The organism is Microbulbifer maximicatervae (SeqCode) (genome assembly GCF_056232625.1).
In genome coordinates, this window is sequence record NZ_CP174324.1 from 4,428,748 (window position 1) to 4,441,362 (window position 12,615).

The 12,615-nt window shown below is 43.6% G+C and carries 14 protein-coding genes; all 14 read right to left on the minus strand.

Going from position 1 to position 12,615, the window contains the following annotated elements:
- Positions 1-73: 73 nt before the first annotated feature.
- A complete protein-coding gene (locus ACJJI6_RS19370; RefSeq protein ID WP_444895954.1) occupies positions 74-907 on the minus strand; it encodes a polyphosphate kinase 2 family protein in 834 nt (277 codons plus the stop codon).
- A gap of 39 nt (positions 908-946) precedes the next feature.
- Positions 947-3,472: a plasma-membrane proton-efflux P-type ATPase gene (locus tag ACJJI6_RS19375; RefSeq protein ID WP_444895955.1), complete on the minus strand. Its 2,526-nt coding sequence runs from the start codon at positions 3,470-3,472 to the stop codon at positions 947-949.
- Positions 3,473-4,797: 1,325 nt separating this feature from the next.
- Positions 4,798-5,445 carry an outer membrane beta-barrel protein gene (locus ACJJI6_RS19380; RefSeq protein WP_475711778.1) on the minus strand — a complete coding sequence of 216 codons (648 nt, stop codon included), beginning with the start codon at positions 5,443-5,445 and terminating at the stop codon, positions 4,798-4,800.
- A 1,380-nt stretch (positions 5,446-6,825) separates the two neighbouring features.
- Positions 6,826-7,089 carry a hypothetical protein gene (locus ACJJI6_RS19385; protein ID WP_475711780.1) on the minus strand — a complete coding sequence of 88 codons (264 nt, stop codon included), beginning with the start codon at positions 7,087-7,089 and terminating at the stop codon, positions 6,826-6,828.
- A 109-nt stretch (positions 7,090-7,198) separates the two neighbouring features.
- Complete coding sequence (locus tag ACJJI6_RS19390) at positions 7,199-7,516, minus strand: hypothetical protein (protein WP_475711782.1); 318 nt, start codon at positions 7,514-7,516, stop codon at positions 7,199-7,201.
- A gap of 90 nt (positions 7,517-7,606) precedes the next feature.
- Complete coding sequence (locus ACJJI6_RS19395) at positions 7,607-7,975, minus strand: hypothetical protein (protein ID WP_475711784.1); 369 nt, start codon at positions 7,973-7,975, stop codon at positions 7,607-7,609.
- A 46-nt stretch (positions 7,976-8,021) separates the two neighbouring features.
- Positions 8,022-8,309 carry a hypothetical protein gene (locus tag ACJJI6_RS19400; protein WP_444895960.1) on the minus strand — a complete coding sequence of 96 codons (288 nt, stop codon included), beginning with the start codon at positions 8,307-8,309 and terminating at the stop codon, positions 8,022-8,024.
- Positions 8,310-8,396: 87 nt separating this feature from the next.
- The gene (locus ACJJI6_RS19405) at positions 8,397-8,762 is read right to left on the minus strand and encodes a hypothetical protein (RefSeq protein WP_444895961.1); all 366 of its coding nucleotides are present in this window, start codon (positions 8,760-8,762) and stop codon (positions 8,397-8,399) included.
- A 49-nt stretch (positions 8,763-8,811) separates the two neighbouring features.
- Positions 8,812-9,183, minus strand: coding sequence for a TonB family protein (locus ACJJI6_RS19410; protein WP_444895962.1), 372 nt, complete (start codon positions 9,181-9,183; stop codon positions 8,812-8,814).
- 858 nt (positions 9,184-10,041) lie between these two features.
- Positions 10,042-10,395 carry a hypothetical protein gene (locus ACJJI6_RS19415; RefSeq protein ID WP_475711786.1) on the minus strand — a complete coding sequence of 118 codons (354 nt, stop codon included), beginning with the start codon at positions 10,393-10,395 and terminating at the stop codon, positions 10,042-10,044.
- A gap of 93 nt (positions 10,396-10,488) precedes the next feature.
- The gene (locus tag ACJJI6_RS19420) at positions 10,489-11,034 is read right to left on the minus strand and encodes a hypothetical protein (RefSeq protein ID WP_475711788.1); all 546 of its coding nucleotides are present in this window, start codon (positions 11,032-11,034) and stop codon (positions 10,489-10,491) included.
- 33 nt (positions 11,035-11,067) lie between these two features.
- Complete coding sequence (locus tag ACJJI6_RS19425) at positions 11,068-11,400, minus strand: hypothetical protein (RefSeq protein WP_475711789.1); 333 nt, start codon at positions 11,398-11,400, stop codon at positions 11,068-11,070.
- Positions 11,401-11,546: 146 nt separating this feature from the next.
- Positions 11,547-11,975 carry a hypothetical protein gene (locus tag ACJJI6_RS19430; RefSeq protein WP_475711791.1) on the minus strand — a complete coding sequence of 143 codons (429 nt, stop codon included), beginning with the start codon at positions 11,973-11,975 and terminating at the stop codon, positions 11,547-11,549.
- Positions 11,976-12,080: 105 nt separating this feature from the next.
- Positions 12,081-12,566 carry a hypothetical protein gene (locus ACJJI6_RS19435; RefSeq protein WP_475711792.1) on the minus strand — a complete coding sequence of 162 codons (486 nt, stop codon included), beginning with the start codon at positions 12,564-12,566 and terminating at the stop codon, positions 12,081-12,083.
- Positions 12,567-12,615: the final 49 nt, after the last annotated feature.

Genomic DNA, 12,615 nt, shown 5'->3' on the forward strand with positions numbered 1-12,615 from the left:
GACTAGATTGAAACTATAGCTAAGGGAGATGGTAAATAAATTTATCATCTCCCTTGCTTTTTAGGGTTTTAGTTTATTGCGAATTCTTAAGTTGATGATACTTGGTTTTTATCTCTTCCAGGTTAACAGTGGGGGCAGGAAACTGGGGGTTTAATTTCTTTAATGCTTCAGAAATAATTGAAGCTACAGCCAAGTCCCGGAACCATTTGTGGTTTGCGGGGATAACAAACCAGGGTGCGGATTTGGTGCTGCATTGATTTAGCATATCTTCAAAAGCACAGATATACTCATCCCAATATTTTGCCTCAGTATAATCACTTTCGCTGATTTTCCACTGTTTGGCGGGATCGTCAATACGCTGCTTGAATCTCTCTAACTGCTCATCCTGGCTGATATAAAGGAAAAATTTCAGTATTATTGTGTTGCTTTCAGAGAGTAATTTTTCAAAGTTGTTAATTTGTTCATAGCGTTCACTCCAAATCTCCATTGGAACCAGGCTATGCACTCGTTCAATCAGTACGCCCTCATACTGAGAGCGGTTAAAGATTGATATATGCCCTCGCGCAGGGGTTACTTTGTGATATCGCCATAAGAAATCATGCTCGCTCTCTTCTTTTGAAGGTTCCTTAAAGGAAATCGCTCTACACATTTGTGGATTTGTTGCGCCTAATACATGCTTGATGGTGCCATCTTTCCCCGAGGCATCTATTCCCTGCAAGCAGATAAGTAGAGATGTTTTACGCTCAGCGTAAAGCTTGTAAGTGAATGAACGTATCTGCTCATCTATACGCTGGGTATCTGGGAGTGCCTCTTCACGACTTTCGTAACAATGTTTGAAGCCCGGATCTATTTCGGAGAGCTTTATCTTGCTGTCAGGCTTTACCCTGAAATCTTCGAAACAATTCATAGTTCGACTGCCTACCTTTTTTAGGCTTTTGTAGATGGCTCAGATATCACTTAATCTTCGATAAAGAAGTTTCTTGACCAGGTCCAGGAAAAACATCCAGATAATCATGTATAGCCATACCAGACCGATTATGGTCCAGGGTATTGCCGGTACCAGCCAGCCGAATCCGCACATCAGTACGGTAAATGCTTGGGTACCAACAATTGCGATAAACAGAGGGAATGCGGGTAGTGGTTTGGAAAAGAAAGCTGTACGAGAGCGCACAACGAATAACAGTAGATGTCCACCCGCTACGATCTGTAAAAATACGATAGTTTGAATTTGCTCTTTATTTAATGCGATCCAGGATTGCCAGTTGGTGTTATTGAGCCATTCCATTCCAATAAAGAGAATACCCATTGTTTGAGCAATAGAAAAAAGGCCGATAATGCTGGAGCCCAGTAATAGGTCTCGCATTTGCCAATGCACAGGTTCCTTGGGAAGCAGAGTATTATCGTAGGCAATGGTCATAATGGGGATGTCATCAAGAAGAGCCACTAGTACGATCATAACCGGGGTTAGGGGCGAGAAGCCGAACATTATGGTAGCAAAGACAACCACCACCATAATATCTAGAGTCATGGATACCCGGAAAAGTACGTAGTTAATAATGCGTTCAAATATTTTTCGGGCTTCATCGATGGCATCGACGATGGTAGATAGTCCGGGAGAGGTCAGGATAATGGCTGCAGCCGCGCGTGCGGCGTCGGTAGCTCCGCTAACGGCGATACCACAGTCAGCTTGCTTAAGGGCCGGCGCATCGTTCACACCATCACCAGTCATGGCAACCTGGTGACCCCTGCCCTGCAATGCTTTCACAATGGCATATTTATGTTCGGGAAACACTCGCCCAAATCCATCTGCACGCTCAACGGTATCGACGATAGTAGATGGCAGGTGGTCCATATCCTGGGACTTTGTAAACACACTACTGGCAGCGAAAATATTTGTTCCAATACCGACTTGAGTGGCGATTTCCTTGCCGATAGCCACATCGTCGCCCGTAATCATTTTTACTTGAAGCCCGTGTTCCCGTGCGCGCTGAATAGTGTCTTTGGAGTCATCCCGAGGTGGGTCTTCAAGAGACAGAATACCCAGGAATTGCCACGGTGAGCCGTTTGCCTTCTGCGCAACACCCAGGGAGCGTAGCCCCCTGGAGGCCTGTTGTTGCACACAAGCAGTGGCTTTGTCGGCCTCGGCACCACTCAAGCTACATAAGTCGACAATAGCCTGGGGGGCCCCTTTGCTGAAATATAGGGTTTGCCCATCCTGATTCTGTACCTTGACTTCAGTGCGTTTGCTCACCGGATCAAAGGGAGTGAATTCATCAACCTTATATTTCTTCAGTTCTTCCTTATTTTTCAGGCCGGTAAAAATTGCTTGATCAATTGGATCACTGGCGCCTGCTTCAGATGCGATAGCGGCGGCAAGGATCAACTGGCCGTTGTTTTCCGCACTGAATAAGGTAGGTTCTTCGAGGCACAATTGGTTCTTGGTGAGGGTGCCAGTTTTATCTGAGCAGAGGATATCAACACCAGCCAACTCTTCGATGGACTCCAGCCGCGAGACGATCGCTTTTTTACGGGATAGCGCCAGGGCACCGAGAGCATTGGTCACAGTGATGACCGAAGGCATGGCAACGGGAATCGATGCGATCAGCAACACCAGTACAGTGCGAAGAATATTGATGATATCTGACCAGTGCCATGTTTCGGCGACCACGATATCGCGGTATAGCTCTGTGCCTACCAGAATAACGGCCAACACCAAACACAGCACGATGAGGAAGTCACCGATATGGGTGACGGCTTTCTGCGAATGTGAGGCATTTTGCCCTGCGCCGGCAACAAGTTGGGCGGTGCGCCCAAAGAATGTATTGTGCCCGGTACCGATGACAACAGCGGTCATCTCCCCCCGTTTGGCGATACTGCTGGAATAGCCAATATCACCGATGCTCTTACTGACGGGTAGAGATTCTCCGGTAAGGGCGGCTTGATCAATACTGATGGACTTCCCTTCAGTAAAGCGCACGTCAGCGGGCACGACTTGCCCTAGCTTGATTCGCACTATATCCCCTGGGACCACCATCGCGGCATCGATGGATTGATACTCCCCATCCCTTAACACATTGGCTTTGGGCGCCATACTGGCCTTCAGTGCTGCCAGCGCATTGGCAGCTTTGTGTTCCTGCCAAAACCCGGCAATCGCGTTGTACAACAGCAGGGCCATAATGATGGCGAAATCGGGCCAGTGGCCAATTAATGCAGAGAGCAATGCGGCCGCTTCAATCATCCAGGGAATGGGGCCCCAGAAAAATCGCAAAAACTTAGTGAGTGCGCTTTGCTCCTTCTCCTGAATGGCATTGGGACCATATTTTTGCAGGCGGGCGCTGGCTTCATTTTTGGTGAGGCCGGCGGGTGATGTGTTTAGTTCAGTGTAAACTGCATCAATATCAGCGTTCTGCAAATCCAGCGATTGCTGGTCGCTGTTGTTTTGATTATTTGGCGATGATTCTTGACCTTGCACTTTGGGTTTCCCAATGACAAAGGTTTACCTGTGGAGTCTGTTCCAGCACTAGATAACTCAATCTAGCAGTTTGCGCCATTCGCTATGTGGACATTGGTGACGGTGGTAAGAGAAATTTGAAGGTGTAGAGTTAAAGGTAAAATAGCCGGCATTAAGCTGGCGTGAAAAACCATTATTCCTGCGGGCTATTGAAAGGGATATATCCGTGACAACTGATTAAGCTGCAGGGGCAGCCTATATTGATAACGTCGCGATTTTTCTACGGGGTTTCGAATAGCAATCCGTGCTGTAGCCCTTGGCCAACAGGCCTAAGGTATAGACTACATGAGGGTGCTTTCCGGATATTCCTTAGTTCTCGTTAGCTTATAGTGGATTTTATAACTATATAGGGTACCTACTAAACGTGAATAGGTCTTGGGTATAACGCCCGCGGTATGGACTAAATTGAAGCGCAACGGACATTTAGTCCTGCGTACCTGCGTTTGTTAAAAAGATCCATCGAGATATGACTGAAACCAGAAATGGGACAACAAGTATAGCTATCATGGTAGATATTTGATTTAGCGCAAGAATCCAAACCGTCACGATAGGTAGATAATAAAAAGTTACTACGAAGACAATAGCGAGCGAATAAATAAGAGATAGACACCAGTTCCTCATATTCATTTTGCAGTTAAGTGTATATGTCAACAATGAAGCAATTAAAACGCAACTTAAAAAGGCAGTTAAGTCAAGAATCTTGCTCCATTCTGAGAAATTTAAACCCATAGGGAATTGATGATTCATTAAGATCTCTAGGTGCCTGGGAACACGTGGATCATACAACTTTCCATCGATTATTAACGAATTAAATAAGTCGATGTAGGAAGAGAGTCCAAGAAGTAATGAAAGAACCGCTGGGTAAATAAATCCGACCCCTATAGAGAATATAAGTTGGGAATGAAAGTCTTTGAATTTACCGATTTTCATGATTAATAATATTTTTTATGACCGGATCTGCGAAGTAGTGACGGCCCGATGAAACCCTAGTGCTGAGATGAATAGCATTAATTTGCTAAATACCTACCTCTTAAGAGAAACATTAAACCAATGATACCACGCACCAATCTCTGCTGCTTGAGCTACTGGCCGTTAAGTGAGGACTCATAGCGATGACGGTGAACACTTAGATTGTCACGTAGCGCCTAATTTTTCTAGAGTTGTTATCATACCACTTGGTCTATCCGTGAGAATTGATCTAGATAGAGATGTATCAAGGGTCTGATACTATTTTAATAACGGCGCGGCCCTCCATGAGGCCGCCTTTGAATCTGCAAACCGATGATTCAGAAATTGTAGCTAAGGGCTAATGCAGCGAAAGAAGGGGTTTCGTTATCCATCTTATAGATTGTGTGTTCCAGGCTTATTGCCCAACTCTGATAATTCCAACCTGCTGATATCCCATAGTACCAATCGTAACCATCGTTACGCCATTTACTTGATTCTGAGTATTCAACAGGTCCCCCACTACCTGGAGCACCAATAACAGTTGGGGCCGCAAGGTACTCCAAATACTCCCCTTTGAATTTATATTTAACATCCCAGCGCTGATATCCAAATCGAAGCCCTGTATATAATGCCTTTTTCGTATCAGTAGAAATAGATAAGCCTAGTGTTTTTAACTTAATCTCTGAGCTGAGGTTTTCTGTAATGCTAAAGTTAGTATCTGTGCTTGGAAAGTGGTACATTCCACTAGATTCCCCTAAATCGCTAAATCCACCTTCCAAAGCGAGGTATCTATTGATCCGGTAACCGGCAGAAAAGCTCCAGCCTTCTGAATCTGATAGTGAAAAATTATAACTATCTATAACTTCTTGGGCTTCAATATCAGTGTCAACGCTGCCATAAGATATTCTTAAGTAATAATCGTCTTCCTGGGCGATGGTATTGCTTGTGACAAATATAATGAATAAAAATAAGATTGTTTTTTTCAAGAGTTCCTCCGTAAGTAACGCCAAGATAACGGGCAGCTTGCTGGCGTTCGTTGACCGCTTTGTTATCTATTTGGTTGATGGCACATACTTTATGGCTAATGTGTACGATAACATAACATGTTGCGACTCAGTGACACCAAAGCCTGATGGTTTATATGTATGAAGACCATTAGCTGAAGATAGGTGAAAATATGTTTCACCATTGATTCTAATGTTCTGCGGAGGTTTGACTTTCTCTCGCTTTACAAGCTCGTTACAAAGGGGAAGTGGAATTTCAACCTTGCCCAATTTCGAGTCTTGAACCTGAATAGTATGCTCCTGGTATTGGCTATCCCTTCCTACCTCTCTCCAAGTTCTATAATTTCCCCTTGTACTACACTGCGCATCAAAGTATGACTCGCATTGAATATTTCTTTCAATTTTGGGCTGATCGGAGTATTTAAATTCGATTGAATGAACCCCTTCATCCTGATAGATCGGACGTGGAATCTTTGAGTCAATACACATTGCAGTGTGTATTCCGGGAATACAGCCTGCAACAAGCAATGTAGATGTAGATAGGGTTATAAATAGTCTCATAGTTTCGTACAGCTAACGCCAAAACAATGTATGCCGTAGGTGTCATATTGATTTACTTGTTATATTTACAAGCTAGTCTATAACGATTTGATTAAGTTGGCGAGCCAGTCAAAGGTGAAAATGGTTGTATAAAATTTTAAGCAAATTATGCCAATAAATATTACGATTAAACCGGCTTTAAATCTACGGCTTTTTATATTATTCCAGAATAAAATTTTTGAACTGATCTCACTTTTAATTTTTTCAACTCCTTCTTTCATGAACAATTTCCCTTTGTTGATAAAAAATAAAGACTGAATAAAAAATATAACGCTCCACTTAGCGGGAGCAGACTGCCCGGCTAAAATTGCGAGGCACGAGCAGAGCCGGGCTGGCTGAAATCCGCCTACAGTGCCTTGTTATCTTTCTCCTGCGCTGGGTAAGAAGAACTCAACTTTGCCGCAGGATTCACAAGCAAACATATCGAGCACTTGTTTATCTACAAACAACTCCCCGAGATTTCCAATTGCGCCCCATCGAGTGCCCTCGTGAAACTCTTTGGAACCTAGCTCTAGCATCGCCGAATCACAGCGAAGGCATTTAAGGGCCTGGGTCTTCGATTTAGGTGGCTTTGCTTGCCCTCTCTCACAGCCGCAGTTCCAGCAAACTTCAAAGCTGGATTCTTCGATCTCTGTACTACAGTTTTGGCATTTCTAAGCCACAGAACCTCCTAGAAAGATAACGCCCGTAGCATAAGCAAAATTGAGGCGCAGCGCCAATTTTGTCGGTGTACCAACACTTGTTAAGTATTTAGCGCATTGTTTAGTCACTACCGCCATCGCCGCCACAATCGTCTGATGAACACTCACTGGACTCTTTGCCTGCATAAGCATCATTTTCGGTACTAAACATTTCAGGAAACGAGAATAGAACGAGTGGTATACCGGCACCAAATCCTAAGAAAATTATAGGTACTCGCCACCTGACTTCTTCTCCTGCTTTGATTTGCTCTGCAACGTCTATTACTCCAAAGATAAAGAGAATAAATGCCAATATGAAAAATATTCCTCTAGTTACAGATTGCATGTTCATCTCCTTTGAACGCCCACATAAGGCGCCCATTAGACGCTTGCTAGTCTTTTTCGGCCTTGTGCCGCCTCAGCAAGCGTGTAATGGGTCGGCTTTAATGCGTTTATTATGCACTTTGTCCTGTAAAATAGATGTAAATAATGACAACTAAAACGCCAAAAATGACCGGGTAAACCTTAGTGAATACCGATTTAGGTTGAGGTCTTAGGTATTCAAATTCTGGCATCCCCTTAACTGCTAGATCGTCAAAGGTATACCTAAGCTCTGATAGCTTCCGCTCATCGGCCTTTGTGAAAGGCTTTTTATCTGCGAGATTTCTCATTTCTGCTAGAGATGATTGCAGGGTCTTAATCTCTTCCTCGGATAGTAAGCCGCTATTTATGGTTTTACTTGCGGCCTCATCGAAACTCATTTCAGGGTTCATTCTAATCGCCTGACTGTGCATAACGCCCCGTACAGGGGCAGACAAATAAGCGTAGTCCCAGCAACCAACGGGAGCGATTGTTGAGGCTTGTTACATACTGACACTGACTGCAATTTTGGGATCACAGATTCCTTCCCCATAATAAGCAACAATTTCAACACTTTCCCAGTTTCCAGAGATATCAAACTCCCCTTCAGCCTTGCCTCCTTGAACAGTGAATTTCATCGGGATCGAAGCACCAGGATTTTTATTGCCTGCATCAAGGAAAATAATCACTTCCTTTATTTTAAAGCCCTTGTATTGGCTTACGGCATAGAACTTATGGCCAAGGCCTCCATATAACTTCCATGAATGTAGAGTTTCTTTACTTCCATGAATGGGATCTGGACACCTTACAGAACCAAGCGCTATCTGCGTAAAAGTTAGAAAAATAATAAATAGCAATAACTTCATAGACATGTAAAACCAGTCCAGTAACATGCGCTTGTTAGGCATTTGGTACAAGCTAGTGAACAAGGTGTGCCCCAGCTATTTCTAGCATCTCAATATCGATAGCCAGACCAGATTCCGAACCAACTACAACGCCTGTCATTCCGCAGCGCGGACAACAGGCAGTAGCTCCATCATCCCACCATCTGGTAATTTCAGATGGTGGATATATTTCACCACAGCCAATACAACCTAAAATATCACTTCCTACTATCTGCTCTCTATTATTGTCAGTAGCACCCTGATAAGAAAATGGATCAACACTAGGATCCCAATAACGGCCACTTTTTAAACGTATACTCATTATGTGCCTAACGTCAAGGTAATGGGCCGACTGGAGCGTAGCGTAAGGAGGTCCAGCCGCAGGCGCCATTGACCGCCTTGTTAGGCATTACTGAGCGAGTGGATTTGGACCCGCTGCTATGCATTGCCTTGACCTTTTTATTGTGTATTGTTTATTTAGATAAATACAGTGCTCGCCATCCATCGCCACACTATGCCCACCACTTTTTTCACGATAAAGCATGATGATTGAAACTACATAGCCACCATCTGTTTCATAAGCATGAAACTCATAATCGATAGGTTGGCTGACGCTAGTTACATTTTCTACAAAATACTCCTGAGCGATATCGAAGGCCTTGATGACTTTATCCGATGCATAATAGTTCTTATGCGGATACCATTTGGGGTGCTCCAAGTCAGTACCCACTGCTAATGGCGAAAATAAAACCATAAAAAGTACGATTGTTCTCATTGGGCGTCCCGTGGAGGCCCTAAGGGCCGTAGCATCTTGCTTGCGTTTGTTATGCATTGCGGTGGCACGTTTGTTTTGGCTTGAACTCAAGGATCTTATTGTAAGTGCTACCTACCACGAAAGTACCCTCTTTGAACCTATATTTCATTAATGTTTTTATGGCAGCACGATTGAATATTTCCGTTTCTGCCTCTATCACATTTATTTTATGAGGTACTCCATGCTCATCAATTTCAAAGGCTACTTTCACAACCCCTGAAAGATCTCTACAAACTGGCGACATAGGATAGATAGGCTCTATTTCTTCGGCCGGCTCTTGAGCAGCAGCTGTCGCCGAGCATAAAACTAAAATAAACCAGAGTAGAAATTTACTTATTACTGATGCATAACGCCCGCAATAGGGGCGACCAATGCTATGCACGCTTTGTGCGAAACTGCGAGCGCAGCGACCTGCGCAAAACGTGCATGGCGTTGGGCGTCCCGCGGAGGCCCGAAGGTCTGTAGCAAACTGCTTGTGCTTGTTATGTATTTTTATTTCTGTGGTTCTATAAGCCACTGTGAAAAACTACCTTCTTCGCTTGTACGGCACGAATAGACAAAACCAAATTCATATGATTTTGGCATGTTTTTCAGGTATGCCCCCGATTTTGACATATGGCGATGAAATGGTTCTACGCTATTTTCTTTTTCAAAGAAGACAGAATAATTAGAGTTCTCAGTTATACAACAACCATTACCCTCGCAAGCAACTCCCTTAGAGATAGAAGCCTCGACTGCTACTTCAGAAGTACTAATTACGGTCGCATCGCCTTTACAAACACATGCGCCAGATGCCATGACGTTACTAGAAATTATAAATAGAAGTAGAACTATCGATCTCATAACGGCCTACACATAACGCCTTGCTTAGCGGCAGCCGAAACACAGTGCAGGCTGCCCGATGGAGGCCACGTCTTTTGTGGCCGAAACGTACTACAGCAACTGGTTATGTGTACCCGCCGAACCGTCTAATTCAAGCTTTAAATCCATAGTACACCTCCATTTTTGAGGTCCTTTAACTTCTCTAATATTTCTTCAGCATGACTACGATCTCTGCATGGAATCATAACCTTTCCTTTACCTTTTTTCCGATTCCATATCATTGGATTACCAGATTTAGATTCAAGAATCTCAAATTCTCCGGCTGACCTTGGGATTTGATATTTTGACAAAGCTCAGTCCCTTCTTAAAACACATAGCGCCTTGCACACGGGCTTAAGCTGCGTTGTGCTGCAACTGGTTATGTGTGTACAGCATAAGCGCTTTGCTTAGTTTTAAGCCAGATGTAAATAGGCAGTGATAAGCAGAAAACGCCTAACTGAATTGCAATGAGGAAGAATAAAAGAAAACCTTCATGCGGTGCATAAAATATAAGTGTTGCAATAGCCATGATTAAAAAAATAGCAGCCTGAAAGTATGGTTCAATGCTATGTGACCTAATCCATAGAATATAAAAGATGAAATAAGGCGCTATGGCTAGTAAAGCAAACCCATAGGTAAGCAAATCTTCAGAGGTGTAAGCCAAACTGCGAAACGGATAAAGCCAAATGAATATTGGCAGCAATATGGCTATATGATTTTTAGTTTTACGCATTCATCCTCCTATACACATAACGCCGTGATATGCAGCGGACCGCGCGTAGCGTGGGCCGTCCGGTGGAGGCCCAAGGGGCCGGAACGAACATCATCACCTTGTCTGCCATAAGACTAAGTCTAACTTTTTGATATCGGTAATATCCGCTGTAGGATACATATCATCAAATGCACCTACCAAATACTTTCCTTCTTGAGTGTCTAGTATCTTATTTAACATCTCATCCAATGCGTTAAAAACCCCAACTATTCGTTTTCTTCGATTCTTAGCAGGTGAGTAGGGTAGCTTTAGCCCCAAATTTTTTAGAACAATTGAATCTAGTACTGCTTTATCAGGATTAGAGGTCGCTAGTAGCTTTGATGAAAAAGACGCTTCTAGCCTACCTGTAGAATTACTTAATTTTTCCAGTATTTCAGAAAACGAATAATCATATTCTTTTGCATCCTCAAGTAATTCATAGAACGGTTCCTGCCAGGCAAAGCCTCTCCGCACCTTATAGAAATGATTAAACTTTCGCTGAAAGTTTCTATCTTCGGTCACCATCGTAGTTCTGTATAAACTTTGAATATCTAAATATTTGTCTAAACCAACATCTATTTTAGGTAGGGCTAGATCTATACTTTCTATCGATAACTCCATGTTTTGAAATACTCTCTCAGGGGCTTAACGCCGTCAGCAGGGGCTGGAGCACGCAGTGCGGAAGTCCCTCTTGCTGGCCTTGTATGGTTGTTCTTGTGCCATTGCCTGTCTTAGTTTCTCTATAGTAGGAACTACATCTGGATGTTTTTCAACCCATTCGAATCCAAGATACTCTTGAAGAGATAACCCATTTAGAATTTTTTCCATTCCTTTAGATGTTCTTGCTTGCAAGAGGTTGTGCGCTAGGTCCATAACATCTTCGCTTGCGCCAGATCCAGGCTCACCAATCTCAGCGCCCCACTCTTTTTGAATGGCAGAGATTAACTTTCCTGCTGCCTTCTCGGATTCTGATTTTATCCTTGTCATTTTCTATTGCTTAACGCCCACAGCAGGGGCGGCTTACTTTATACACGTTCTGCGCGAAACAGGGAGCGAAGCGACCCCACAAAATGTGTATAAAGTAAGACGTCCCGCGCAGGCCCGAAAGGCCGGAGCTTCGCTGCCTGTGATTGTTAAATACATTGAACCACCCCACTTTCCGTAAGCCACTTGAACTTCCTCAGATTGAACGAGGCGGCATAAGTGTGAGTGGACTTTGGTGCTTCGGTAAGCTCTTTAAGATCTTCTAACTCTGTTTTCTCCCATGTGACATCACCCGAACGAAGGTAAATTCTTAGCGAGGCCACTTGCTTTAGACATTTATTGTATTTTTCAAAACCTATGCCCGGAACCCTTCTACCGCCATCATCAAAGCCATAAGCCTCAGCCAGAAAATCAAACTGTCCTAATTCCATCTCTCTTTGAGCATCCATTTCAGCAGAAGCAGATACTTCCATTAGAAGCTGATCAAGATTTCTGCCGCCTTGCTGAATGTTGACGACACTGAATGCCAAAACTAGAAATACCATCACGGCACTAAGTATTACTATGGATTTACTCATATCTCTATAGGTACTTAACGTTATCATTTGCGGCAGACAAAAGTGGAGCGAAGCGTAGCTTTTGGCTGTCCGGCCCAGCTTCGCTGGGCGTACAACATGGCCTTATTAAGCATTTTTTAGCTCCAGCCTTGAATAAAACTCTTCATTGACTTCGCGGATGTAGTTAACAACACCCTCAATAGGCGCTAATTCAAATTCTTTACTTAATGCAAGCAAAGCCTTTGATTCTGCTTCCCTACTGCTCGCCTCCTCAATACCTTGTGCAGTTGATTCAAAATTATAAGACAGCTGCTCTAGCTCGAAGAATCCGTAGCGGCTACCTAATCTCAGAAAATCTTGCATACTGCGAGCAACAACCAAATTTTCTTCTCCGAAGTTTATTGGAACAGTCATGACAATCGGGGATTCTTCTAGCGCTAGCTCTTTAAAGACACTAAAATGCACACCGTCACCACCCGTTGTAGCAAATACTACACAATTAACTGGTGAACATTCATACCACCCTTCCACTAGCCCATCAGTCAATTGAAGACCTTCTTTTTTGATATCTTCACGTGATGAAAATTTTTTCAATTTCTCGATGATGTCCATAGGTATGCTTAACGCCCAAAGCACAGGAAACCCAACCAACGGTTGGGGT

Coding starts and splice junctions, on each gene's coding strand:
- ACJJI6_RS19370 (WP_444895954.1), bottom strand. CDS start 907: ATGAATTGTTTCGAAGATTTCAGGGTAAAGCCTGACAGCAAGATAAAG.
- ACJJI6_RS19385 (WP_475711780.1), bottom strand. CDS start 7,089: ATGCAATCTGTAACTAGAGGAATATTTTTCATATTGGCATTTATTCTC.
- ACJJI6_RS19390 (WP_475711782.1), bottom strand. CDS start 7,516: ATGAACCCTGAAATGAGTTTCGATGAGGCCGCAAGTAAAACCATAAAT.
- ACJJI6_RS19395 (WP_475711784.1), bottom strand. CDS start 7,975: ATGTCTATGAAGTTATTGCTATTTATTATTTTTCTAACTTTTACGCAG.
- ACJJI6_RS19400 (WP_444895960.1), bottom strand. CDS start 8,309: ATGAGTATACGTTTAAAAAGTGGCCGTTATTGGGATCCTAGTGTTGAT.
- ACJJI6_RS19405 (WP_444895961.1), bottom strand. CDS start 8,762: ATGAGAACAATCGTACTTTTTATGGTTTTATTTTCGCCATTAGCAGTG.
- ACJJI6_RS19415 (WP_475711786.1), bottom strand. CDS start 10,395: ATGCGTAAAACTAAAAATCATATAGCCATATTGCTGCCAATATTCATT.
- ACJJI6_RS19420 (WP_475711788.1), bottom strand. CDS start 11,034: ATGGAGTTATCGATAGAAAGTATAGATCTAGCCCTACCTAAAATAGAT.
- ACJJI6_RS19425 (WP_475711789.1), bottom strand. CDS start 11,400: ATGACAAGGATAAAATCAGAATCCGAGAAGGCAGCAGGAAAGTTAATC.
- ACJJI6_RS19430 (WP_475711791.1), bottom strand. CDS start 11,975: ATGAGTAAATCCATAGTAATACTTAGTGCCGTGATGGTATTTCTAGTT.
- ACJJI6_RS19435 (WP_475711792.1), bottom strand. CDS start 12,566: ATGGACATCATCGAGAAATTGAAAAAATTTTCATCACGTGAAGATATC.